At 57.2% G+C, this 24,445-nt stretch carries 19 protein-coding genes and 1 pseudogene; 11 read left to right on the plus strand and 9 right to left on the minus strand.

Features of this window, described 5'->3' with window-relative positions:
- Positions 1–2: 2 nt before the first annotated feature.
- On the minus strand, positions 3–905 hold the full coding sequence (locus tag Q7W83_RS14740) for a LysR family transcriptional regulator (protein ID WP_150636571.1): 903 nt from the start codon (positions 903–905) through the stop codon (positions 3–5).
- Between the two features lie 161 nt (positions 906–1,066).
- Here Q7W83_RS14740 and Q7W83_RS14745 point away from each other — a divergent pair, with 161 nt between their 5' ends.
- From Q7W83_RS14745 to Q7W83_RS14755, 3 genes are all read left to right on the plus strand, one after another.
- Positions 1,067–1,264 carry a tautomerase family protein gene (locus Q7W83_RS14745; RefSeq protein WP_191623632.1) on the plus strand — a complete coding sequence of 66 codons (198 nt, stop codon included), beginning with the start codon at positions 1,067–1,069 and terminating at the stop codon, positions 1,262–1,264.
- 85 nt (positions 1,265–1,349) lie between these two features.
- On the plus strand, positions 1,350–1,703 hold the full coding sequence (locus Q7W83_RS14750) for a putative quinol monooxygenase (RefSeq protein ID WP_191623633.1): 354 nt from the start codon (positions 1,350–1,352) through the stop codon (positions 1,701–1,703).
- Positions 1,704–1,775: 72 nt separating this feature from the next.
- Positions 1,776–2,390, plus strand: a complete 615-nt coding sequence (locus Q7W83_RS14755) for a nitroreductase family protein (protein WP_150629408.1) — start codon at positions 1,776–1,778, stop codon at positions 2,388–2,390.
- Positions 2,391–2,454: 64 nt separating this feature from the next.
- On the opposite strand, the gene salA is transcribed toward Q7W83_RS14755, so the two are convergent.
- Positions 2,455–3,738, minus strand: a complete 1,284-nt coding sequence (gene salA / locus Q7W83_RS14760) for a salicylate 1-monooxygenase (protein ID WP_473656264.1) — start codon at positions 3,736–3,738, stop codon at positions 2,455–2,457.
- Between the two features lie 176 nt (positions 3,739–3,914).
- A complete protein-coding gene (locus tag Q7W83_RS14765) occupies positions 3,915–5,255 on the minus strand; it encodes an MFS transporter (protein WP_473656265.1) in 1,341 nt (446 codons plus the stop codon).
- A 337-nt stretch (positions 5,256–5,592) separates the two neighbouring features.
- On the opposite strand from Q7W83_RS14765, the gene Q7W83_RS14770 reads away from it, so the two are divergent.
- On the plus strand, positions 5,593–6,495 hold the full coding sequence (locus Q7W83_RS14770; protein WP_473656266.1) for a LysR family transcriptional regulator: 903 nt from the start codon (positions 5,593–5,595) through the stop codon (positions 6,493–6,495).
- Positions 6,496–6,574: 79 nt separating this feature from the next.
- Here Q7W83_RS14770 and Q7W83_RS14775 read toward each other — a convergent pair whose 3' ends face one another.
- The 6 genes and pseudogenes from Q7W83_RS14775 to Q7W83_RS14800 form a co-directional block, all read right to left on the minus strand.
- Positions 6,575–7,396 carry a methyl-accepting chemotaxis protein gene (locus Q7W83_RS14775; RefSeq protein ID WP_473657629.1) on the minus strand — a complete coding sequence of 274 codons (822 nt, stop codon included), beginning with the start codon at positions 7,394–7,396 and terminating at the stop codon, positions 6,575–6,577.
- Positions 7,397–7,432: 36 nt separating this feature from the next.
- Positions 7,433–8,248, minus strand: a pseudogene (locus Q7W83_RS14780) (cache domain-containing protein); the annotation flags it as partial.
- A 79-nt stretch (positions 8,249–8,327) separates the two neighbouring features.
- Positions 8,328–9,581: an OprD family porin gene (locus tag Q7W83_RS14785; RefSeq protein ID WP_473656267.1), complete on the minus strand. Its 1,254-nt coding sequence runs from the start codon at positions 9,579–9,581 to the stop codon at positions 8,328–8,330.
- A 91-nt stretch (positions 9,582–9,672) separates the two neighbouring features.
- Positions 9,673–10,977: a CitMHS family transporter gene (locus Q7W83_RS14790; protein WP_150629421.1), complete on the minus strand. Its 1,305-nt coding sequence runs from the start codon at positions 10,975–10,977 to the stop codon at positions 9,673–9,675.
- 138 nt (positions 10,978–11,115) lie between these two features.
- Positions 11,116–12,441, minus strand: coding sequence for a dicarboxylate/amino acid:cation symporter (locus Q7W83_RS14795; protein ID WP_458377423.1), 1,326 nt, complete (start codon positions 12,439–12,441; stop codon positions 11,116–11,118).
- Between the two features lie 44 nt (positions 12,442–12,485).
- The gene (locus Q7W83_RS14800; protein WP_150629425.1) at positions 12,486–13,568 is read right to left on the minus strand and encodes a 4-oxalomesaconate tautomerase; all 1,083 of its coding nucleotides are present in this window, start codon (positions 13,566–13,568) and stop codon (positions 12,486–12,488) included.
- 166 nt (positions 13,569–13,734) lie between these two features.
- On the opposite strand from Q7W83_RS14800, the gene Q7W83_RS14805 reads away from it, so the two are divergent.
- The 7 genes from Q7W83_RS14805 (at position 13,735) to Q7W83_RS14835 (ending at position 24,405) form a co-directional block, all read left to right on the plus strand.
- A complete protein-coding gene (locus Q7W83_RS14805) occupies positions 13,735–14,625 on the plus strand; it encodes a LysR family transcriptional regulator (RefSeq protein ID WP_150629427.1) in 891 nt (296 codons plus the stop codon).
- 164 nt (positions 14,626–14,789) lie between these two features.
- Positions 14,790–15,980: a cation:proton antiporter gene (locus tag Q7W83_RS14810; RefSeq protein ID WP_150629429.1), complete on the plus strand. Its 1,191-nt coding sequence runs from the start codon at positions 14,790–14,792 to the stop codon at positions 15,978–15,980.
- Between the two features lie 154 nt (positions 15,981–16,134).
- A complete protein-coding gene (locus Q7W83_RS14815; protein WP_224788030.1) occupies positions 16,135–17,292 on the plus strand; it encodes an efflux RND transporter periplasmic adaptor subunit in 1,158 nt (385 codons plus the stop codon).
- Positions 17,289–20,498 (plus strand): efflux RND transporter permease subunit, encoded by a 3,210-nt coding sequence (locus Q7W83_RS14820; RefSeq protein ID WP_150629432.1) that lies wholly within the window; start codon positions 17,289–17,291, stop codon positions 20,496–20,498. Before Q7W83_RS14815 ends, Q7W83_RS14820 begins: the two co-directional genes overlap by 4 nt.
- Before the next feature lies 1 nt (position 20,499).
- Entirely contained in the window at positions 20,500–21,933 is a 1,434-nt protein-coding gene (locus Q7W83_RS14825) for an efflux transporter outer membrane subunit (protein ID WP_150629434.1), read from the plus strand.
- A gap of 177 nt (positions 21,934–22,110) precedes the next feature.
- Positions 22,111–23,451: a putrescine-ornithine antiporter gene (gene potE / locus Q7W83_RS14830; protein ID WP_150629436.1), complete on the plus strand. Its 1,341-nt coding sequence runs from the start codon at positions 22,111–22,113 to the stop codon at positions 23,449–23,451.
- 48 nt (positions 23,452–23,499) lie between these two features.
- The gene (locus Q7W83_RS14835) at positions 23,500–24,405 is read left to right on the plus strand and encodes an amino acid ABC transporter substrate-binding protein (protein WP_473656268.1); all 906 of its coding nucleotides are present in this window, start codon (positions 23,500–23,502) and stop codon (positions 24,403–24,405) included.
- The last annotated feature ends 40 nt before the right edge of the window (positions 24,406–24,445 follow it).

The raw sequence follows: 24,445 nt of genomic DNA on the forward strand, positions 1-24,445 counted from the left end.
CATCACTGCCAATGCTCACATAGCTTGACCAGCTCATCGACCACATACCTGACCTTCGGCCGCAGATGCGACACCTTCGGCCACACCGCATGCACATCGACAGGTTCCGGCTCATACACGTGCAGAACCTCCACCAGCCTGCCCGCTTCGATATCGTCCTGGAACAGGCTGCGTGGCATCTGGCACAAGCCTGTGCCGGCGACTGCGGCGAGAATCATGGCTTCGCCATCGCCAATCTGATGGGCTGAGGGTGGCGCGTAACGGACGGTCTCCCCTGCTTGCATGACTCGCCACGCCAACGGCTGGCCGCGCCGGTGCCCGACGATGCAACGGTGATGGCTCAGATCTTCCAGTGTTTGCGGAACACCAAAACGCGTCAGGTAGTCGGGGGCGGCACAAATAGCCCAGCGTTGTCGGGTCAGGCGCCGCGCCACCAGGCCGCTGGTGTCTTGAAGTTCTCCGAAGCGGACCAGTAAATCGATACCCTCCTCGATGGGATCAACCAGGTGGTCGGAAAACGTCAGACTCAGTTGCAAAGCCGGGTACTTGTTGGCGATCTCAAACAGCAATGGCGCCACGACCCGACGCCCGAATGCCACAGGAATGTCTACTCGCAGGCGTCCGGAGGGCTCACCAACGCCGGGCCCCAATCCGCTTTCTGCAGCACCCATTTCCTCAAGGGCCGTAGAGCACGCCACGAAATAAGCCTCACCATCCGCGGTCAGGGAAATCCGGCGAGTGGTGCGATGAAATAGCTGTGTGCCCAAGCGCTCTTCCAGACGCGCAATGGCTTTGCCTACGGCGGATTTTGACACGCCGAGGCGCTCGGCGGCCTGGGTAAAGCTGCTCGAGCGCGCCGCCACGACGAACGTGATGACCCCTTGAAACGAATCGATAGGTACCATGCCGGCTCGATAATTGTAGAGTTTATAGCTACCCAGATTATAGTTTTAGGTCGTTTATCGCCAGAAGGCTCAACAGTAATATGGGCTCCAGTCATGCAACGGTGCAGATCGTGATCGCACGTCGCGCACCTGATCATCAATGCCCAAAAAAGGACACCCTCATGCCCGTCGTACGAGTGAGCTGGTTCGAAGGTAAAGAACACGCGCAAAAAGCCGCTGTTGCCGCAGACATCACCGCAAGCATCGTTAAACACACCGGTACAGATGCCAACTACATCTACGTCATTTTCGAGGACGTTGCGGCGTCGGATTGGGCTGGCGCCGGCAAACTGTTCGGGGACGCGCCCGAGAAATCCTGATCCCCATCAGCAGCGAATGCATCGGCTTGGCCCGCGATGCATCCTCAACAGGCTTTTAATGAAGTTTCTGACGCAAAGGCTACTCATGCACCCTCATATTTCTTGCCTGTTCTCCCTCGCGGTAAAGCCCGAAGCGTTTGCAGAATTCAAGGCGCTGATCTCGACTATCGTGACAGCTACCCGAACCGAACCTGGCACCCTGGTTTACGAATACAGCGTCAACGAAGACAACAGCACCGTTCACATCCTTGAACGCTATAACGCCGATGCCGTCGTCAGTCACGTAGACACCACCTTCGCACCGTTCGGCAAACGCTTCCTTGAACTGTGCAGCGTGACCAGCCTTGTGGTCTACGGCACACCGAATGCACAAGTTCGTAAACGCCTGGACCCGTTCGGCGCGGTCTACATGACCCCTTTTGACGGCTTCAGCCGCTGAGTTCAACGAAGGCGCAGACTCGACGGCAACCACCGGGACTGCGCACATCCCCTTCCCTGCACAGAGATCTCCATGTCCGTTATTGCTGAAATTATCAAGTCCCGAATTTCCGCCAACAGTTATGACACTGAACGTGAGTTGACCGATCAACAGGTTACTGACCTGATCGATCTGGCCACACACGCCCCTTCGGCCTTCAACCTGCAAAACTGGAAGTTTCTGGCCGTTCGCAGCACCGAAGCAAAGGCGCGCTTGCTGCCATTGGCCTACGGTCAACAGAAAGTCATGGATGCTGCCGTGACCTTCATTGTCTGTGGCACTCTCAATCCCCATGAAACCCTGCCTTTAGCCCTGAGACCGACACTGGATGCAGGGATCATTGATCAGGCGATCTACGACATGTGGGTTGGCGCCGCTCAAGGCATGTACCAGAACAACCCGCAGTTACAGCGCGACGAAGCGATCCGCTCAGGTTCGCTGGCGGCCATGACCCTGATGCTCGCGGCCAAAGGACAAGGCCTTGTTTCGACACCCATGATCGGGTTCGACCCGTCGGCAGTGGCGCAAGCATTTGGTCTTTCTGCTACGGAGATCCCGGTGATGTTGATCACCGTTGGCTACCCTGGCTCGGCCAACTGGCCGCAAAAACCTCGTAAAGCCGTTAACGAGGTTTTGCAGTTCGTGTAAGCGAATGCTGCCAGCGATAGCCAGAGCTGCGGGACGGTCCCTGCGTACTTGTCGGTGAAGTTCTTCAGGCGAGTGCTCGCCAACCCAATTGGGCACGAGCCTCTTGAAGATCGGATTGCATATCGTGATTCCACAGCCAGTCGAAACGCTCGGCGAGGGTTTTGCTCAGCAACTGTTCGTCATCGGCCACAGCCGGATCACGCAGTTCATAAAGCTCCCCGGCTTCCCAGGAGCTACGCTGCACACGGCAGGCACGGGGACGACGGATGACGTCGTAAGCCGCGAGCACCGCTTGTGGCTGGCTGTCCAGGACCTGCGGGTCGGCCAGCAATCGCGCCAGAAGCCAGGCATCTTCCAGGCCCTGACCTGCGCCGGCGCCCTGGTGCGGCAACATGGCGTGCGCCGCATCGCCGATCAAACCTACGCGGCCGTGCACGTAGCCTGGCAATTCAGCGAGCTCATGCAGCGCCCAAAGAGTGGGGGCTGGAATGCATTCGAGCAGTACCCGTGCAGCGTCTCCCCAATGATTGAAGGCAGAAAGCATTTCTTCCTGGCTGGCATTACGCACCCATGGCGAATCGCTCGGCCAGGCTGGATCAGGGCGACTGCGATCGGAAATGAAGGCCACGACGTTGATCAGCCGGCCTTGCTTGACCGGGAATGTGAGGATGTGTGCGTCGAGCCCCAGGTACATCTGCGGGACGTCGATCAAGTGCTCATCGATACCCCGAGCTCGGTACGCCGCACGCAGCTGTTGGCTGTCGATCATCCCGCGGTAAGCGCAGGTACCACTGAAACGCGGTGCCACCAGGGGTTGGCCAAGACCGTTCAGAACATGATCACGAATGGAAGACTTGATACCGTCCGCGGCGATCAACAGGTCGCATCGATGCTCAGTACCATCGGTAAACAGTACGCGAGCCTGCTCGGCATCCTGTTCCACGCTGACGGCGCGCTTGCCGAACTGGGCGATCCCTTCGGGCAACTGGCTGGCCAGAGCATCGAGGAAGTCAGCACGGTGTACCGACGACTGCCCTACCCCTTCGGCCACGCTAGCGCCTAGATAGCCGGCATCTTCACCACGGCGCCATTCGAACCAGATGTCCTGCCAGGGGGCCTGCGTCTGGTCGGCAATCTTGCGGTAGGGTTCGGCAATACCCAGACCCGCAATGGCACGCACGGCATTCGAGCCGAAAGAGACACCCGCGCCGACCTCGCCAAACGCGGGTGCCGATTCGAACAACTGCACGTTCAGGTGGGAATGACGGCACAGGTCCAGGGCCAGAGCCACGCCGGCAATACCGCCGCCAACAATGCCGATTTGCAATTTGGATTGAGAAGTACGCATAGCAAGTTACCCATGAGGCTGATTGTTATTGGAGTCACCAAATCATCGCCATCCGAGCGCTATTGATAAATACCGCAACTCTCATACATGCCATCACGCATATGAATATTGCTTTTCAGGATGATCGATCATTGGCCAGACGAGTTCTTCCTTGAGCTCGCCTTTTTCTGCAATCGTTACTGCGGCACGGGGTGTTTGGATGAAGCAGCCTGGCGGCCTGGAGAGTTCTGAATCAGAAACACCAGAATAGCGATGGCCCCTATCAGTCCAGGTACGGCGAAGATCAGAAAACTCGCCTGCAGCGGCAATGATGAAGCGTGCAGTGCGCCTCCTAACAATGGACCGATGATGGCTCCGGTGCGACCGACACCCATCGCCCAACCCAGCCCTGTAGACCGTATGTGCGCGGGGTAATACTGCACCGTGCAAGCGTTGGCCAGGATCTGCGTGCCAATGGTGCAGGCCCCGGCTATCGCGATGAGCACGTAAAGAATCGGTAACGGCGCCTTGAGCGCCAGCAGGCTCAGGGCTAGCGCTCCGCAGCTGAAAAACGCGAACAAGACTTTGGCGATTCCAATACGGTCCCCCAACCATCCACCGGCCACCGCGCCAATAATCGCGCCGACGTTTAGCGCCACCAGAAACGCCAGGCTTGAGTTCAATCCATAACCTGCGGCAGTCATGAGTTTTGGCAGCCAGGAACTCAATGCATACACCATCAGCAAACAACAGAAAAACGCCAGCCACAGCATGAAGGTGTTCAACTTGCGCCCGTCCTGGAACAGCTGCGCAATCGACACAGTCGTGCCTTTGGCGACCATCTGGTTCAGTTGGTCATTTGCGCTTGGTTGATAAGACGGTGCAGCTTGTGCCAACAGGTTTTGGGCCTTGACGGTCTGCCCGGTGCGCAAAAGAAAATCCATCGACTCTGGCAATTGGCGGATCAGAAAGGGCAAGGCCAACAGAGGAATCAGCGCTACATAAAACACCGCTTGCCATCCCCACTGTGGGATCAGCAGCATGCCCAGGCTCGCCGACAGCATTCCGCCTAACGAGTAGCCACTGAACATGATTGCGACCAACGTGCTACGGGATTTCTTTGGCGCGTACTCGTTCATCAACGCGACCACGTTGGGCATCACCCCGCCGATACCAAGGCCGGCGATGAACCGGCAAAGCGCAAACGCCTCGGGGCTCTTCGCCAAGCCGTTAATCGCTGTGACTGCGCTGAAGATGGCGACACACATCATGATGGTTTTTCGCCGGCCTATACGATCCGACAGTGAACCGAAAAACAACGCACCCAACATCATGCCCACCAGCGCACAGCTGCCTAACGCCCCCGCCTGTAATGAACTGAGCCCCCACTCGGCCATCAGTGAGGGCAATACGACCCCATAGATGACCAGATCGTAACCGTCGAAAATGATGATCAGCGCGCACCAGAACAGCACGCGCGCATGGAAGGCATTGAAACGTGCCCCGTCAATCAGGGCTGAGACATCAATCGTACGCATGGCATCGCTCTTCTTGTCATTGTTATAGAGCCGGAGGATCTGATGCCTCCGGAAATTGCGCGGTGCCCAATGGTGTTACGCAGAGCGTTCAGCACCGGACATGGATTCGATGATGGGCAAACGATCGACGGTGATAAATGCAGCCAGATGAATAGGCATTATTTCGAACGTGAATAAAGATCGAAGGGGAGCAAAACCCACATCGATTTCACGATGGACGCAGCGGTCTGGCACTTGTTAGGCTTTGGCGCTTGCAGCGGCAATTTCAGCGCGGTGCAGGCCCCACAACGGGCATGAATCTATCGCCGCTATGGCCGCGTAATCTGCACGAGGCGTTATGGAATTACGTGAGCTGGATCTCAATCTGCTTCTGGTGTTCAACCAACTGCTGATTGACCACCGGGTATCAACAGCGGCGGATAGCCTTGGGTTGACCCAGCCCGCTGTCAGCAACGCGTTAAAGCGACTGCGTGTCACCTTGAACGACGAGCTGTTCGTTCGCACTTATCAAGGAATGGAGCCCACGCCCTACGCCCGGCAGTTAGCTGAGCCGGTTGCACTGGCCATCCAGACCTTACGTGATGCGCTGAGCCGACAGGACACGTTTGATCCGCTCAACTGCAATCGTCGATTTACGATGGCGATGACCGATATTGGTGAAATCTACTTCATGCCGCGGCTGATGGACGCGCTGGCTGAACGCGCTCCGGGCTGCTCGATCAGCACGTTGCGCAACACCTCCGATACCTTGGCCGAAGGGTTGCAAAACGGTGCGATCGACCTCGCCGTTGGATTACTGCCGCACCTGCAAGCCGGATTTTTTCAGCAACGCCTGTTTCACCATCGCTATGTCTGCATTTGCCGTAAGGACCACCCGGCTACCAGGGAGCCATTAACGCTTGAGCGTTTTTGCAGTTTTGACCACGTCCGGGTCGTAGCGGCGAACACGGGGCACGGCGAAGTCGATACGTTTCTGGCCCGGGCCGGCATCGAGCGCAAGATACGCCTCGAGGTTCCCCATTTCGTCGCAGTCGGTCACATACTTCAACGCACCGACTTACTGGCAACCGTGCCTGAACGATTCGCCAGCAGTTGCGAACAACCCTTTGGGCTTGCGGTTCTACCGACGCCAGTGGAACTGCCTAACATCGAAATAAATCTGTTCTGGCATGCGCGCTATAACAAGGACCCCGCCAATCGTTGGCTTCGCCAGCTGATGTTCGAACTGTTTTCTGATTGAGGCGTGCCCTCGGCCCCAGCCATTTCTACGTCTGCGCCAGGCAGACGCGGTACTCATTCCAAGCGCCGCGCAGGGCGAGTCAAATTTTGAATTGCCCCAGCAAGCTTTGCAGACGATTACCGATCATATGCAACTCATAAACTGTCTTGACCCCGATCTGAGTCTGGTTGGCGACGCTGTCAATTGCGCGCGCGATCTGATGCACCCCGCGGTTGATCTCTTCGGCCACCGAGGTCTGCTCCTCTGCCGCGGCGGCGATTTGCGCGTTCATTGCATTGATGGTTGCGATCAGTTCGACGGTGTTGCCCAGAAACTCACCCGCCTGATCAGCCTGCGCGTTCGCGTCTTGTGCGGCTTGCGTGGATTGGTGCATTGCACTGACTACGCCACCCGTAGTGCTCTTGAGACGCTCAACCATCGCCTGAATTTCCTGGGTACTGCGCTGAGTCCGACTGGCCAAAGCTCGCACCTCGTCAGCCACCACCGCAAACCCGCGCCCGGCAGCACCGGCACGGGCAGCTTCAATGGCCGCATTGAGTGCCAGTAGATTGGTCTGTTCGGCTATCGAGCGAATGACGTCCAGCACGGTGACAATAGAAGTGACATCGTTTTGAAGACTCTTCATGGAGAGGCCACTCTCATCAAGCTCAACGGTCAGTGCCTGAATTCGAGTAATGCTGCCATTGACTATTTGCCTGGCGTGTCGGGAGTGCCTGTCGGTCTCGACAGCAGCGTCTGCAGCATTTTGCGCGCTGACCGATACTTCTTGCGCAGCAGACGACATCTCGTTGATGGCCGCGGCCACCTGGTCGGTTTCCTGGCGCTGCTCATCCATAGCGCGGTCGATCTGTCTGCTCTGCTCGGCCACATGGCTCACAGATCCATTCAACTGCTCGCTCATGGCGACGATCTGGCTGACGAGGCTGTGAATCTTTTCGATAAACGCGTTGAACGAACCGGCAAGTTGTCCCAGCTCATCCCGACTGACAAGCGGCAGACGCCGGGTCAGATCCCCCTCACCTGCTGCAATCTCGTCAAGATGGGTTCGGATCAGGTTCAAGGGGCGCAAACTGCGCTTGACCAGCAGTAGAGTCAGTACCCCGATCATGCCGACCAGCACCGAAGCGATGATGGCAATGCTGTACATCAAGCTGCGCACCCGCAGATCAACATCGGCCCGCACCTTGGCAACCTGGACTTCAATACTGTCCAGGTTAATTGCGGTCACTACGACCATGTCCCACTTGGGCAAATAAAAACTATAGGCGAGCTTCGGCACCACCTTGTCGGTATTGACCACGCCACCTGAATAGGTGACGAAGTGCGTCTCATTTTTTGCCGCTGCGACCATTTCGCGGTTCAAGTAAATCCCGTTGATGTCTTTGCGATCACTCATATTGGTCCCGACTCCTTCGCTGCTGTCACCGCGAAACAGGCGTATAACCTGGCTGTCATAACCGATGAAATAACCGTCATCACCATACTTCACTTTCGACAAGCGGCTGATCGCCAAGGCTCGGCTGGCGGCATCTCCGGAAGCGGCTCGATCATAAAGTTCGGCTACGGAAGTGCGAGCAATGCTCGCGTAATCCTTGAGCCGAGTGCGGCTCTCTTCAAGCAATCGCTCGCGGGTCTGAGCGACTTCTTGCTCGGCCTGGGACTGCAAAGTGCCGCGAGTGCTCAAACCTGAAACCAGCGCAAACAACATCACTGGTAATAAGGTCAGCAACAGTATTTTGGTTTTTAACGACATCTTGAATTCCTTCACCCAATCCTATGAAGCCGCTGGCGAAAACGCGGCCAGCGAACGTCACTTGGCCGCGTTCATGGGATCACCAGAGAGCGATGTCGTAAGTGAAGTAGATCCGGTTGCTATCTCGACCACGGGAATAGTCAGAGCGGTAAACGTAGTTTCGCAACCGCACACCCAGGCCTTTGAAGGTGCCTTGTTGCACTACGTACGCCAGTTCGGCGTCACGTTCCCACTCCTTGACCGTGGTGTTGGATTTACCGTCGTTACCGCTCAGGTAACGAGTCGAGAAAGTCAGGCCCGGCACGCCGAGGGCAGCAAAGTTGTAGCCGTAATTAAGCATCCAGGTTTTTTCATCCTCTTCGATGAACTTGCCTATCCCGGCGTTGCTGAACGAATAAACGGTTGCGCCACTGATGTAGGGCAATCCTGCATCACCATTGAGAGTCTGGTATCCGCCACCGAAGGTATGGCCGGAGATGGCGTAGGACAATTGTCCGCTCAGCATGTTGTTGTCGATCTTGCCACCGTAGGCAGAGCCGTTATCGACACTGTTGAAGTAGCGCAAGTCACTGGTCAGCACACCGCCGCCCAAGGGCAGATCGTGCTGGACACCTGCAAAATTCTGACGGTAAAAGTTTTCCAGTTCGCCGTAGAAGTAACTCAAGCGAAGGTTTTTCCCCACCTTGTATTCGGCTCCTGCATAGCTGAAGTCGCCTGATTTATCTCCGCCATATCCGTCGGGAACAATAGGCATGCTGTCTGAGGAATCACGCAGTTTGAATCGATCCAGGTAGCCCCCGGTGAGCGTCAGGTTCTCGATGTCGACGCTATTGATCTGTGTGCCTTGGTACGTTTGCGGCAACAGACGCGCATCGTTGTAGATCAGCACCGGTGTCTTGGGTAACAAGGTGCCGTATTTGACCGTAGTCTTGGCCAGTTGCGCTTTGGCGGTCATGCCCAGACTTGCGAATTCGTCAGCTGCACGACCGTCATCATGGACAGGCAACAATCCAGTACCGCTACGACCACGGCCGGAGTCGAGTTTGACCCCCAGCAGGCCAAGGGCATCCACCCCGAACCCGATAGTGCCAGGCGTAAATCCCGACTGATAATCCAACAGAAATCCCTGCGCCCACTCGGTTCGTTCGCTCTTCGCCGTCCTTGCAGATTTCGCACTCAAGCCATGCTCGTCGCGGAAGTTTTCATTGAAATAGACGTTGCGCAGTTGCAGCTTTAACTTGCTGTCATCGATAAATCCTTCCGCACTGGCGCTGGCCAGCGGCAACAAACCAAGAAATGAAAACAGCGCTCGTTGGGTGAACAAGTTGGTCATAGCAAACTACTCGTTGTTGTTATTTGGAGTGCAGGACATCGCACGCCTCACGGGTGAGGCGCATCAGGAGAAAACAAGTGGTGTGGTTGAATCAGGTGAAGAGACTGATCGCACCGGTCAACAGGGCTATCGCCGTGATCACCAGGGAAGTCAGTACAGCCCATTTGACGGTGGCTTTCTGGAAGTCGCCGATATCGCGATCAACCATCCCCACCAGCAACAGGGTCGAAGCCACGAGAGGGCTCATCAGGTGTACAGGTTGTCCGAGTATCGAGGCACGGGCGATTTCGACCGGGTCAATGCCATAGGCTGCGGCCGCGTTGGCCAGGATCGGTACAACCCCAAAGTAGTAAGCATCGTTGGACAGAACAAAGGTCAGCGGCATGCTGGTGATCGCCACCACCAGTGGGAACAGGTGCCCCCAGGATGGCGGAATCCAGTCCACCAGCGTTTGCGCCAGAGAGTCGACCATCTTGGTGCCCGAGAAGATCCCGGCAAAGATACCGGCGGCAAACACTAGCAACACCACCGTCATCGCATTGCCGGAATGGGCAAGAATGCGCTCTTTCTGAATATCCAGTTGCGGGTAGTTGATCATCAGAGCCAGGACAAAGCCGATCAGGAACAGGATCGCCGAGTGCATGATCCCCATGACCAGCGCAACCATGACCGCGATCACCAGCAACAGGTTCACGTAGGCAAGTTTGGGCCGCTTGTGCGGGGTATCGCCCAGGATCGCGTCGATGTAGCAATCACCGCCGCCGCTCTGTAGCTGCACATTACCGATGCGCTTACGCTCGGCTCGGCCCAGGAGGAAAGCGGTGAACACCACCCACATCGCGCCGCCGATCATGGTCGGCAGCAAGGGCACGAAGTATTCGCCGGCATCCAGGCCCAGTGCCGCGATTGCCCTTGTAGCGGGTCCTCCCCATGGGGTCATGCCGCTCATGATGCTCAAGGACAACATGGCGATGGTCGCCAGAATCATCGGGTTCATGCCGATACGCTTGTACAACGGCAGCATTGCCGCGCAGGTGATCATGTAGGTGGTGGTGCCGTCGCCGTCGAGGGCGACCACCAGTGACAGCAGTGCGGTGCCAATCGCGATTTTCATCGGATCGCCGTTTACGCGCTTTAGAATCTTGCGAATCAACGGGTCGAACAACCCGGCATCAATCATCAGGCCGAAGAACAGGATGGCGAACAGCAGAAGCGCAGCCGAAGGAGCAACCATCTTCAGGCCGTCGAGCATCATCTTGCCCGTAGTGCCGCCAAAACCGCCAATGACCGCAAAGACAATCGGCACCAGAGTCAGGGCAACTATCGGCGACAGGCGTTTCGACATTATCAGGTAGGTGAAAACCACCACCATGGCCAAACCAAGAAATGCGAGCATAGGTCAGTTCTCTTGTTCTTATGATTAGCGTGGCCGACGCGCAGGCGCACGACCCCGAACCCGCCAGGCGGCACGATCAACGGTGCCTGGCGGGAAATTGAATGAAAGGTTGGTTTTGGACTTTTCAGCGGTGACCGGTCAGACCTGCTCCGTGACCTTGTGGCCGTCCCAGTTTTCACTCTGGGTGGGTGCCAGGACAGGCGACGGTTTGCCGTCAAGAGTGCGCATCAGTGTTTCGCGATCGCAGGCGTTTTCCGAGATGGACATCACCACGGTCGCCACGGCGTTGCTTGCCAAACTGGTCAAGGCCCGGGCTTCCGACATGAAGCGATCGATACCGATCAGCAGGGCAAGGCCAGCCAGGGGAATGTCATGGATCACGGTCAGGGTCGAGGCCAACGCGACAAAACCGGCACCCGTGACACCCGCGGCACCTTTCGAGGACAACAGCATGATTGCCAGCATGGTCACGGTCTGTGTCAGGCTCAGCTCGATGTTGCAGGCCTGAGCAATGAACACTGCGGCCAGCGAGAGGTAGATCGCCGTGCCGTCGAGGTTGAATGAGTAACCCGTCGGCAACACCAATCCCACCACGCCTTTCTTGCAGCCCAGCGCCTCAAGCTTCTCCAACATCCGCGGCATCACCGGTTCTGTCGAAGAAGTCCCGAGCACCACGAGGAATTCTTCGCGGAAATAGCGCAGCAACTTCCAGAGACTAAAGCCATTGGCCCTGCAAATACTCCCCAACACCACAAAGACGAAGAAAGCGCAGGCGATGTACAACGTCATGATCAGCTTTGCCAGCGAGCCCAGAGACGTGATGCCGTACTGGCCCACGGTGAAGGCCAACGCACCAAACGCACCGATCGGAGCGAAGCGCATCAGGTAGGAGAAGATCTTGAACACCATGTGCGAGGCAGATTCCAGCACGTCCAGTACCGGCTTGCCCCGCTCTCCGATGGCAGAAAGAGCAAAGCCGCTGAGCACCGCAATGAACAGCACAGGAAGCACTTCACCTTTATTGAATGCGCCAATGAAGGTATCGGGGATGATGTGCATGAAAAACTCGACCACTCCCAGCTTCGCGGCAGAGTCGGTGTACTGCGACAGGCCCTTGGTGCTCAACTGTGTGGGGTCAATGTTCATGCCCGCACCCGGTTTGAACAGGTAGACCGACACCAGGCCGATAATCAAACTGATCACAGTCAACGCCAGGAACAGCAGCATGGTCTTGCTCAACAGGCGTCCGAGGGAGCGTTTATCGCTCATACCGGCGATACCGGTGACGATGGTGCAGAACACGACCGGAGCGATCATCATCTTGATCAGTTTGATGAAGGCATCACCCAGTGGCTTCAAGGCAATGGCCTGTTGCGACCAAAAATGTCCGACCAGTACGCCCAACAGCACGGCGCAGAGAATCTGGAAGTAGAGCGATTTTACAACTTTCATGGCATCACCCATTTTTAGAATTGTGCTGATGCAAAGACGGCAATGACTGGGGGACATTATCCGGCGAGTCGTTGGGAAGCCGTGGCGTAGACATAACCGGAGAAAAGCCTGCGCGATGTTCGCACGACTGAGGCGCGAATGGTCTCACCCTGAGCGCCCGTATAGGACAATACGACATCTATTCCACCACTTGGATGTTCAATGCGTACTTGCTTCAAGCGCGGCTCGCTGACCCCGCCGAGCAATTGCGCGACCACACTGCCTTCAGTGACGCAAGCGGTTGCCAGGCCGATGGAACCGGTGATCGCCAAAGCCCGGTGGCAGTTGTGTGGCATGAAGTAGCGCACCTGAATGGTGCCGCCCGCCTTGGCCGGTGACACCAGTACTGGCTTGGGGATCACTTTGTCACTGACATCACCCAGCCCCATCGCCAGGCCAGCTTGCAGTCGCAACGACTCCAGGCGATGCAGAAACGCTTTATCGGCATCCAGTTCCGCAGGACTCTCATCACCGCGTTTACCCAATTGGCTGGCCTCGACGATCATCATCGGCATCGCCATGTCGATGCAGGTTACCGGGATACCGTCAATCACGTCCTGGGTCTGCCCAGTTGGGAAAAGTTTACCGGTCTTGCTGCCTGCGGCATCGAGGAAGGTCAGTTGCACAGGAGCAGCGGTACCCGGCACACCATCGATGGCAGTGTCGCCTTCATAGCTGACCTTCCCTTCGGGGGTGTGTACCTCTGCGTTTACAAACGTACCCGTATTGATGTTGCGAATGCGTACGCGGGTCAGGTCTTTGGAGGCTTTAACCAGACCCTGCTCGATGGCAAACGGGCCGACGGCGCACAGCATATTGCCGCAATTGGGCGCGGTATCGACCCGACGCTGGGACACCATGACCTGGACGAACAGATAGTCGACGTCAGCGTCAGGGTGGAGCGACGGGCTTACGATAGCCACCTTGCTTGTTTGTGGACTACCGCCACCGATGCCGTCAATTTCCAGCTCATGGCCAGAGCCCATGAGGTTGAGCAACAGCTCGTCACGCTCTTCTATCGCAACTGGTAGATCCCAGGCGAGAAACACTGGGCCCTTGGAAGTACCACCGCGCATTAGCACACAGGGAATTCGTTGCATGAACACTGACTCTTGTTAATCAATCGGGGTAATTGATGTCTTGTGAGCAAGAGTCGCAGGCTTTAAAAATTGTTTCCAATGCAAATATCAGCCTGATTATTGCGTTTGACGAATGATAAATCTAGGATGACTGAGCAGAACAACACTCGTCCGATGAGATAAAAAAGTGAATTATGAGCTCAATGACATCCGATCTTTCGTGAAGATCGCTGAACTTGGAAGCTTCCACGAAGCTGCCGATGCATTGCATCTCTCTCAACCCGCGTTGAGTCGGAGAATGAAAAAGCTTGAAGAGGGATTGGGAACAGCACTTCTTGATCGCACCACAAGAAGGGTAAGCCTCACCAGCGTTGGGCGAGATTTCCTGCCCAAGGCTCGACGCTTGTTGGATGACTTTGACGACTCAATACTCAACATCCGAGAGCTGGCGGAGCGCCAGAGCGGCCGTGTAACCCTCGCCTGTATCCCGACCGCAGCTTTCTATTTCCTCCCTTCGGTCATCCGCCTCTACAACGAGCGCTATCCACAAATCCGCATTCGCTTGCTTGATCTCAGTGCGAACGAAGGGCTGGAAGCTGTGCTGCGTGGCGAAGCCGACTTTGGCATCAACATGATGAGCGGCCAGCACCCGGACATAGAGTTCGTGCCGCTGGTCAATGAGCCTTTTGTTTTAGCGTGTCGACGCGATCATGAGCTGGCCGAGCGTAGCTCGGTAACCTGGTCTGAACTCAGCAATTACCGCCTGATTGGTGTCGGTCGCCTGAGCGGCAACCGCATGTTGCTCGACCACGCTTTGTCAGGCCTGAGCTGGCGTCCGCAGTGGTTCTATGAGGTGCAACACCTTTCTACTTCACTGGGCCTGGTAGAAGCCGGGTTAGGCGTGTCGGCAATGCCAAGCCTGGCGATGCCTGCCGTGGATCATCCAACGTTGGTAAGCATCCCTTTGATAGAGCCTATTGTGAACCGATCATTGGGGCTCGTTTACCGACGAGGAGCATCGCTATCTCCAGCGGCGGAAAAATTTGTTTCGATTCTGCTTGAACAATGGGAGAAATGAACGCGTTGATGTGACGCTTGAAGAGGTTAATGGACCGCTGGATTTGAAGTCAGGGACCCAGAAAAACCCGCGCATCCTAATAACCTGACTATCCTGCGTAGTGACCGCGCCATAAGAGCAATGGCGCCATTGCCGTAGCATCCACCTGTACAAGCAGGTCAACGATGTATCAGAACCTGGCCCTGCTTGCCGCTTTTCTCCTGACCTACAGCATATTCGCGGGGCGTTTCGAGTCACGCCTGCTCAATGGTCCGCTCATGTTCATGCTTGCCGGTCTGATTCTCGGCCCGGCGTGTCTGGGTATTCTGCTACCTCGGATTGACAAGGACGGCCTCAGAATCCTGGCAGAGCTGACATTGGCGATTGTTCTCTTCAGCGATGCAGCCAACGCCAACCTCAAGGTTCTACGAGCGCACGAAGGATTGCCGCTGCGCTTGCTGATGATAGGGCTACCACTGACCATGCTAGGTGGTTGGCTGGTCGGCATCTGGATATTCCCCCAGGTACCGCCGATTGAAGTCGCCATACTGGCAACCCTACTGGCTCCCACCGACGCGGCACTGGGCAAGGCCGTTGTGAGCAATCCCAAGGTCCCGGCGTCCGTGCGTGAAGGCTTGAACGTAGAGAGCGGGTTGAATGATGGTATCTGCGTTCCGGTGCTATTGATGTTCCTGGCCCTGCTGGTCGAAGAGCATACGCCGTCTCCCCTTTCGCTGGCCGTGGAGTTGGTTATCGAGGAGCTGGGCATCGGTGCAGTCACCGGTGTCGCTCTTACGCTTGGCGCCTGGCTGTTGCAGCGTTACTCCGGAAAACACCATTGGCAAACACCCATGTGGTCACAACTGACACTGCCCGGGTTAGCCATACTTTGCTTTGCCACAGCACAAGCTTTAGGTGGTAGCGGGTTTATCGCCGCGTTCGTCGGCGGGTTGCTCGCCAGCTATTTGTTTACCGAGCAAAAGCAACACTTGCTCGAGGCCAACGAAGAGTTCGCCAGCCTGTTATCGGTCATTACCTGGGTCGTATTTGGCGCGCTGGTCATCCCTCGGGCCTGGAGCAGTCTTACCCTGGACACTTGGCTCTATGCAGTGCTCAGCCTGACCGTGATTCGCGTACTGCCTGTGCTCATCAGCCTGGCAGGAACTCGCTACGATTTCGAAACCCGTCTGTTCATCGGCTGGTTCGGCCCGCGAGGCCTGGCGAGCATCGTCTTTGCAGTGATGATATTGGACTACCCACTACAAGCCAGTCGTACCTTGATCGCTGCCGCGGTCTGTACCGTTTTACTCAGCGTGCTGCTGCATGGTTTGAGTGCCATTCCATGGGTCTCTCGACTGACATATCGTGATCCTTGATTTTTGTCAGAAATGCCACCTTTTGCCGGTGCTAGCGTTGTGATGAAAGTGGCTATGCTTCTTTCGAGTAACCATCACGGAGCAGGTTATGGGTGGAAACATGAATGTTGTCAGACGGCTCGTTGGTTTGCCCATCGCCATAATGATAGGGGTCTTGAGCCTGGTTGCCGGTTGCGGCAAAGAGCCCGCTACCCTGGCCCGTCAAGCCCCCGATGTAACGGTCATGACGGTCACCGCGCGCGACACCCCGGTGACGTTCGAATTCGTTGCCCAGACACAGAGTTCCCGCGAGGTGGAGATCCGCGCCCGGGTTGCGGGCTTTCTGGAAAAGCGGCTGTACACCGAAGGCGATTGGGTGAAAAGCGGGCAAACGCTGTTCCAGATGGACCGTAAACCTTTTGAAGCCTCGTTGCTGTCGGCGCAGGGCCAATTGGCTCAACAACAGGCACGCTGGGAAGTGGCCAAGGCCACACTGGCCCGTGTCCGCCCCTTGGCGGCGCAAAATGCGGTCAGCAAGATGGATCTGGACAATGCCGTCGGCGATGAGCGTCAAACCCGTGCCGCCGTGCTTGCCGCCGAGGGCACGGTTCGAACCGAGCAGTTGAACCTCAGTTACACCACCATCGCCTCCCCCCTCACCGGCCTTTCAAGTTTCGCCAAAAAGCAGGAAGGCAGTTACGTCACGCCAGGTGAATCCGGGCTGCTGACCACCGTTTCACAGATGGACCCGATCTACATCAACTTCAGTCTTTCGGAAAACGAGACGCTCAAGTACCGCGACGAGATTGCCTCCGGGCACCTCATATTCCCTTTGCGCAGTGAGTTTGTCGTAGAAGTGGTGCTGGCCGACGGCTCAGTGGTACCTGACCGTGGTCGCCTGAATTTTGCCGCGCCCTCTTATAGCCAGGACACGGGCACCTTTCTGGTCCGCGCCGTGGTGGCCAACCCGAACGGCCAACTGCGTCCCGGCCAATTTGTACGGGCGCGGGCCATCGGAGCTTCCAGGCCGAACGCGATTGTTGTGCCGCAGAAGGCAGTTCTGGAGGGCGCCAAGAGCCACTTCGTCTGGGTGATCAATGCAGAGGGCAAGCCCGAGCAACGCATTGTCGAAGTGGGTGACTGGCATGGCGATGACTGGTTCATCAGCCAAGGGTTGCAAGCGGGCGAACGCATCGTGGTCGACGGCGCAATCAGAGTGACGCCCGGAGGGTCGCTGAATATCATCGCCCCCCCTCCCCCCGCGCAGGCAGGCGAGACCGCGGCGAAACCGACAGCTGCCAAATCGGCGCAAGACCGTGGGCGTAGCCCATGAGCATTTCACACTATTGCATTGATCGGCCCATCTTCGCTTCGGTGATCTCGATCATCATCACGTTGGCTGGCGCAGTGGCGATGGCTAAATTGCCGGTCGCCCAGTACCCGGACATCACGCCACCGCAAATTACGGTTTCAGCGACCTACCCGGGTGCCGATGCACAGGTCGTGGCCAACAATGTGGCAGCGCCAATCGAGCAGCAGGTCAACGGCGCCGACAACATGATCTACATGAACTCGTCGAGCTCGGCGACGGGCAACATGACCCTCAACGTCTTCTTCGAGATTGGCACCGACCCTTCGCTTGCCCAAGTGGACGTACAAAATCGTGTCAATCTGGCGCTGCCCCAATTGCCCTCCGCGGTGCAGAGCCAGGGTATCCAGGTGCAGAAGAAATCCTCGGCGTTCATGATGGTTCTTGCCGTGTATTCGGCGGGCGACCGCTACGACAGTACCTATGTCGCCAACTACGCCAACCTCTACATCCTGGATGCGATCAAGCGTATTCCGGGCGCCAACCAGGCCAGTATTTTCGGTACGCCGGACTACGCCATGCGGATCTGGCTCAAACCCGATCGAATGGCTCAGTTGGGGATTACCGCCGCCGACGTGCAGAAAGCTGTCACCAACCAGAACCAGCAATTCGCCGTGGGCCGTGTTGGCCAATCCCCGACGGGCCAGGCCGTGGAACAGTCTTTTGCCGTGACCACCAAGGGACGCCTGACTGAACCTGCGGAGTTCGAAAACATCATCTTGCGCGCCAGCAACGACGGGGCTGCCATTGTTCGTCTGAAAGACATTGGTCGCGCCGAACTAGGGCAAAAAGACTACTCCCTGCGCAGCACCTATCAGGGACGTCCCGCCACATTGATCGCGGTGTATCAACAACCGGGGGCAAACGCACTCGATGTCTCGGCAGCCGTGACGTCAACCCTGGCGCAAATGAAGACGACCTTTCCCGAAGGGATCGAATACAAAATCGTGATGGACACCACCGCGTTTACCCGCGCGTCGATTTCCGAGGTGATTCACACTTTTTTCGAAGCGTTGGTGTTGGTGGTCGTGGTGGTTTTCATCTTCCTGCAGAGCTTGCGCGCCACGCTGATCCCGGTGCTCGCCGTGCCGGTGTCCATTGTTGGCACCTTCATCGGCATGTCGGCCCTTGGGTTTTCGGTGAACATGCTGACGCTGTTTGGCATGGTACTGGCCATCGGCATCGTGGTGGACGACGCCATCGTGGTGATTGAAAACGTCGAACGCAATATGCACGTGCACAAGATGAACCCCAAGGACGCGGCAAAACGCGCCATGGATGAAGTGGCCGGCCCCGTGGTGGCTATCGTGCTGGTGCTGTGCGCAGTGTTCATCCCGGTGGCATTCATGGGGGGAATCACTGGCCAACTCTACAAACAGTTTGCGATTACCATCGCCATCTCCGTGGTGATCTCGGGCCTTGTGGCCTTGACACTTTCGCCAGCCTTGGCAGCCCTGCTGCTCAAGCCCCAACACGGCGAAAAGAACGCTTTCTTCCGCTGGTTCGAACGCAGCTTCGAACGCATGACCGAGGGCTATTCACGCTCGGTGGCGTTCATGATCAAGCGTTTTGTCCTGGCGTTGTTACTCTTTGCCGGCATGATTGCTCTGATTCTGCTGATGGCGCAGCGCATTCCCAGTGCCTTCCTGCCACCGGAAGACCAGGGTTATCTGCTGGGCGCCGTGATCATGCCCGATGCCGCCAGTCTGGACCGCACCGGCGAGGTGGGCAAAGTCGCCAGTGACTTCTTCATGAACGATGAAGCGGTCGAGGGCGTCGCTATCGTTAACGGCTACAGCCTGCTAGATGGCCAGAACAAGAACAATGCCGCCGCCTTCTTCGTCGGGTTCAAGGATTTCGAAGAGCGCTACAAGGACTCGGAAACAATCAAGGAACAAAGTGCCCCTGCGGTGATTCAGAAAGCTGCGCGCGCTTTTTCCACGGTACAGGGCGGGATCATTCTTCCGGTCAATCCGCCATCCATTCCCGGCCTGGGCACTACCGGCGGCATGGAGGTATGGGTTCAAAGCAAGGGTGACGCCAGCGTCGACCAACTGGCTGAAATGGTCGGCAACCTTGTTGCAAAAGCCAGGCAGCGTCCGGAACTCGGTGCCATAACCTCGACCTTCAACGTGTTTTCCCGGCAATTGCTGGTCGACGTAGACCGTGAAAAGGCCGAGACGCTGGGTGTGCCGGTGGAAGACGTCTACAGCACCATGCAAACCATGTTTGGCTCTCTCTATGTCTCTCAATTCAACAAGTTCAGCCGCCTGTGGCAGGTGATTTTGCAGGCGGAACCGAACTATCGGCTCAAGGCCGAAGACCTCCAGCAGATTTACGTGCGCAGCAAAAACCTTCAGATGGTGCCGCTCAAAGCCCTGCTAAGCACCCGCTACGTCACCGGCCCCGACTTGCTGACTCGTTTCAACAACTTCCCGGCAGTCAAACTTACCGCCAACGCGGCGCCGGGCTACAGTTCCGGTCAAGCGCTCAAGGCCCTGGAAGAAATCAGCGCTGAAATCATGACCAACGACTACGCCCTGGCCTTGAGTGGCGAGGCCTTCGAGGAGAAAAAAAGCGGGGGGGCCTCCTCTCAGGTATTCATCTTCGGCCTGATCATGGTGTTCCTGATCCTGGCGGCTCAGTACGAGAAATGGTCACTGCCCGTCGGCGTGTTGCTGGCGGTGCCTTTTGCATTGTTCGGTGCACTGCTTGCCGTTCTGATCCGGGGGTTGAGCAATGACGTCTACTTCCAGATCGGCTTGACCATGCTGGTGGCCCTGGCCGCCAAGAACGCCATCCTCATTTTCGAGTTTGCGGTACTGAACCGGGAAAGCGGCATGTCCGCCTATGATGCTGCAATGACGGCTGCCAGGGAGCGCTTGCGGCCCATCGTGATGACGTCCCTGGCGTTCATTCTGGGTTGTGTTCCGCTGGCCATTGCCGTCGGTGCATCCGAAAACAGTCGACACTCCATCGGTACAGGTGTGATCGGCGGAATGCTGGCGGCGACCGTCATCGCCATTTTCTTTATCCCGCTCTTCTACTACCTCGTTGAACGATTGACTGAGAAAAAAGGCGCGGTCAAACAGACAACCCCGCCGCCGTCCTTGACGTCGCCCGGGGAGATTCCCGGCGGCGCCCCCCTGCACAGACATGAGGGGGATTGAGATGCGCACACTCCATCTCCCGTTGTTGATTTGTCTGAGCCTGACGGGCTGCATGCTCGGCCCGGATTACCAGCGCCCTGCCACAGACGCCCCGGATGCCTATCGTTATGCGGACCAGGAGGCCAACAATCTGTCCAACACCCTGTGGTGGGAACAGTTCAAGGATCCGGTGTTGAATGACTTGATCCGCAGTGCGCTGGCGGAGAATAAGGACATCAAGATTGCCGCCGCCCGGGTCGAGGAATTTCAGGGGCGTTACGGCGTGGTGCGCTCGCAGATGTTTCCGCAAATCGGCGCCGGCGCGCAAGGCAGTCGCTCCAGGGCGCCGCGCGACAACGGCCCGGTACCATTGGATTCCAGCGTTGATCCGATTTACAAAAACTACCAGGCTACCCTCAATGTAAGCTGGGAGTTGGACGTCTGGGGTCGTCTACGGCGACTCAATGAATCGGCGCGTGCTGACTTGCTGTCCTCAGAGGAAGGTCGGCGCACAGTCATTCTGAGCCTGGTATCGTCGGTGGCATCCAGCTACATAGCGCTACGCAATCTTGACCGACAACTGGAAATCGCCCGCACCACCGCCAAGGCCCGTGGCGACTCCTACGACATTTTTAAACTACGCTTTGGCGCCGGGACCATTTCCGAAATGGAACTGGCGCAAAACCTCTCCGAGTTCCAGCGCACCCAGGCTTCTGTAGCGCAATTCGAGTCCCAGGTGGCGCAACAGGAAAACAATCTGGCGGTGCTGCTTGGACGCAATCCAGGACCGATCATCAGAGGCCGTGATCTGACGCAACTAACCCTGCCATCGGTCCCTGCCGGGTTGCCTTCGGATTTGCTGGAGCGACGCCCCGATCTACGCCAGGCCGAACTGAACCTGATCTCGGCCAATGCCCAAATCGGTGCCGCCAAGGCGTTGTACTTTCCGACGATATCCCTGACCGGGCTGTTGGGCTCAGTCAGTAATCAACTCTCGAATCTGTTCACCGGGCCGTCCGCCACCTGGTCCTATGGTCTTGCCGCGAGCATGCCCATTTTCACCGCCGGCGGGATCGCCGGTCAGGTCCAACAGGCCGAGGCATTTCAACAACAAACCTTGCTGGTCTACCAACAGTCGATTCAATCAGCCTTCAGGGACGTTGAAAACGCGTTGGTGGCGGCGAGCAAATCTCGCGAGCAGTTGGCTTCCCAAGCCAGTCAGGTCGAGGCGTTGCGTACCTACACCCGGTTTGCGCGATTGCGCTACGACAACGGATACACCAGCTACATAGAAGTCCTGGATGCCGAACGCAGCTTGTTCGATGCCGAGTTGAATTACACCCAGACCCGAGGTTCGGTGTTCACCGCCATGATCGATGTGTACAAGGCAACAGGTGGCGGTTGGGTGACCGAGGCGGACAAGCTGACGGCTACCGTCAGCGAAAAAAAACCATGATCAGGCTTCAGACAGATTGATGGCTGAGCGGCTGATCGGAGCGACCTGCACGCCTACGGCGTGATCGAACAGATCTCGCACGGCGAATGGCTCTATTTCGTTTGACCCCTTGCTCGACGACAAATAATCAAGCGCCGGATTCAGGATCAATGCGTTGAGCAGATCAAGGAGTTCCCGATGGCCGACTCAAGCAAGAAAATGAGCCTCATGGGGCTCACCACACTGGTGACAGTGAACATGATGGGCTCAGGCATCATCATGTTGCCGACGAGCATGGCCCAACTCGGAGCCGTTTCATTACTGTCATGGATCGTCACTGCCGTCGGTTCCATGGCCATCGCGTACTGCTTTTCCCAGTGTGGCCTCTACTGTCCGCGCCCAGGCGGGTTGTCCGCCTACACCGAAGAGGCGCACGCAAAATCAGGATTTTTCCTCTGCTCGTATCTGTACTTCCTTTCGCTGGCCATCGCCAACGTGGCGGTCGCCATCTCCGCAGTGGGGTATATGACATCCTTCGTGCCCTGGCTGGGAAGTGGCGCCATTCCGCTGTTCATTGGAACGGTCGGCTTGCTCTGGTTAACCACCGTGGCCAACTTTGGTGGCCCCGGCATCACCGGCAAGATCGGTGCGATTACCGTGTGGGGGGTGATCATCCCGGTGGCCGGCTTGAGCATCATCGGTTGGTTCTGGTTCAAGCCGGATGTGCTGGCTGCCGCCTGGAACCCGAACAACCTGCCGATCTCCGAAGCCATTGGCAAGGCGATTCCCCTGACCCTGTGGGCCTTCCTCGGCATGGAGTCGGCGGCCCAGGCCTCCGATGCCGTGGAAGACCCCAAACGCACCGTGCCGCTGGCCTGCCTGTTCGGCACGCTCGGTGCGGCAGTGGTCTATGTGCTATCGACTACGGTTATCCAAGGCATCATACCCAATGCCGAACTGGCCAACTCATCGGCCCCGTTTGCGCTCGTCTACGCACACATGTTCAACCCCTCGGTCGGCAACATCATCATGGCACTGGCGGTGATGGCCTGTGTCGGCTCGCTGCTGGGCTGGCAGTTTACCCTGGCACAAACCGCCAAGATGACCGCTGACCAGGGCATGTTCCTGAAACTGTTCGCCAAGGTCAGCGCACGAAATGCCCCCATAGTCGGCATGCTGGTCTGTGGTCTGTTGCAGACCTTGTTGGCGCTGTCGACCATTTCGCCCAATGCCAGTGCCCAATTCGGAAAACTCGTCAGCCTGGCAGCAGTGACCAACCTGATCCCCTATGTGACGGCGGCCACCGGCCTGCTGGTCATGATGCATAAAGCCAAAGTCAGTACCGGCGTATACACCCGCAACACATTGCTATTACTGGTTGCCGTGGCCTATTCCTTGTACGCCCTGTATGCCTGCGGCAAAGACGCCGTGTTCGGCGGCACCCTTGTCCTGGTGATTGGCTACCTGCTCTACGGTTTCCTCGCCAAACGTTTTGTCGAGGTATCTCCAACCGCTCAGACCCGAGCCGACAACCCTTGACCGTTGATTTCAGGACTGCACAAACATCTGAATTCGGGGAACCAGGACATGAACGTGAAATCGACCAAAACCAACAAACTGCTGCTCGTCTGCCTGCTCACGCTGGTACCGGTACTGGCCAATGCCAACACGCTTGAACGCGTACGGGCGAGCAACACCTTCACCCTCGGCTACCTGCCGGACTTTGCACCTTTTAGCGTCCAGGCAGCCGATGAAGCCAGCGGTTATGCCATCGATCTCTGTCTGAAAATCGCCGACAAGGTCAAGTCCGAGTTGGGTTTGCCCGGGTTGAAAATACGTTACCAGCGTGTCACAGCGACCGACGAGATGGGTGCCGTCAGCTCGGGGGAAATCGACATTCTTTGTACGCCGACACCCCCCACACTGCAGCGGCGCAAGGCTGTGAGCTACTCGGTGCCGATCTACACGGCCGGCCTTTCGGCCGTGGTGCGCCAGGATGCATCCGAGGCGTTGCTCAATGTGCTTAATGGCAAGGTGGCGCGTACCGGGCCAACCTGGCGAGCGACGGTCAATCGTGGGCTGTCCAACCAAACCTATGCCACCACTGCTGGCGGAGTCACCGAGACCTGGATCCGTCAGCAGATGCGATTACTGGGTGTGGTGGCCACTCTGGTCACCGTAGAGAACACTGACGCAGGCCTCAAACGGGTTGCCGAAGGCAAAGCCGATGCCTTCTTTGCTGAGCGCATGGTGCTCAAGAACCTCCTCGGTACACATTACTCCGCAGGAAATCTGGTTCTGCTGGATCGCATTTTTGAGTACGCGCCGACTGCAATGGCGGTGGATCGAGACGATGAAAATTTCCGCTTGCTGGTCGACACCGCACTGAGTGAAATGTATCGCTCCGGCGAGATTGAGCAGGCATTCGACAAATACCTGGGTGGCGCCAGCGACACGGCCAAAAAGCTGTTCAAGGTCTATGCGATACCGTAGTGACTAGCCAGAAATATCGGGCTTGATGAACACGCAACGT

The organism is Pseudomonas sp. 300 (assembly GCF_055803035.1).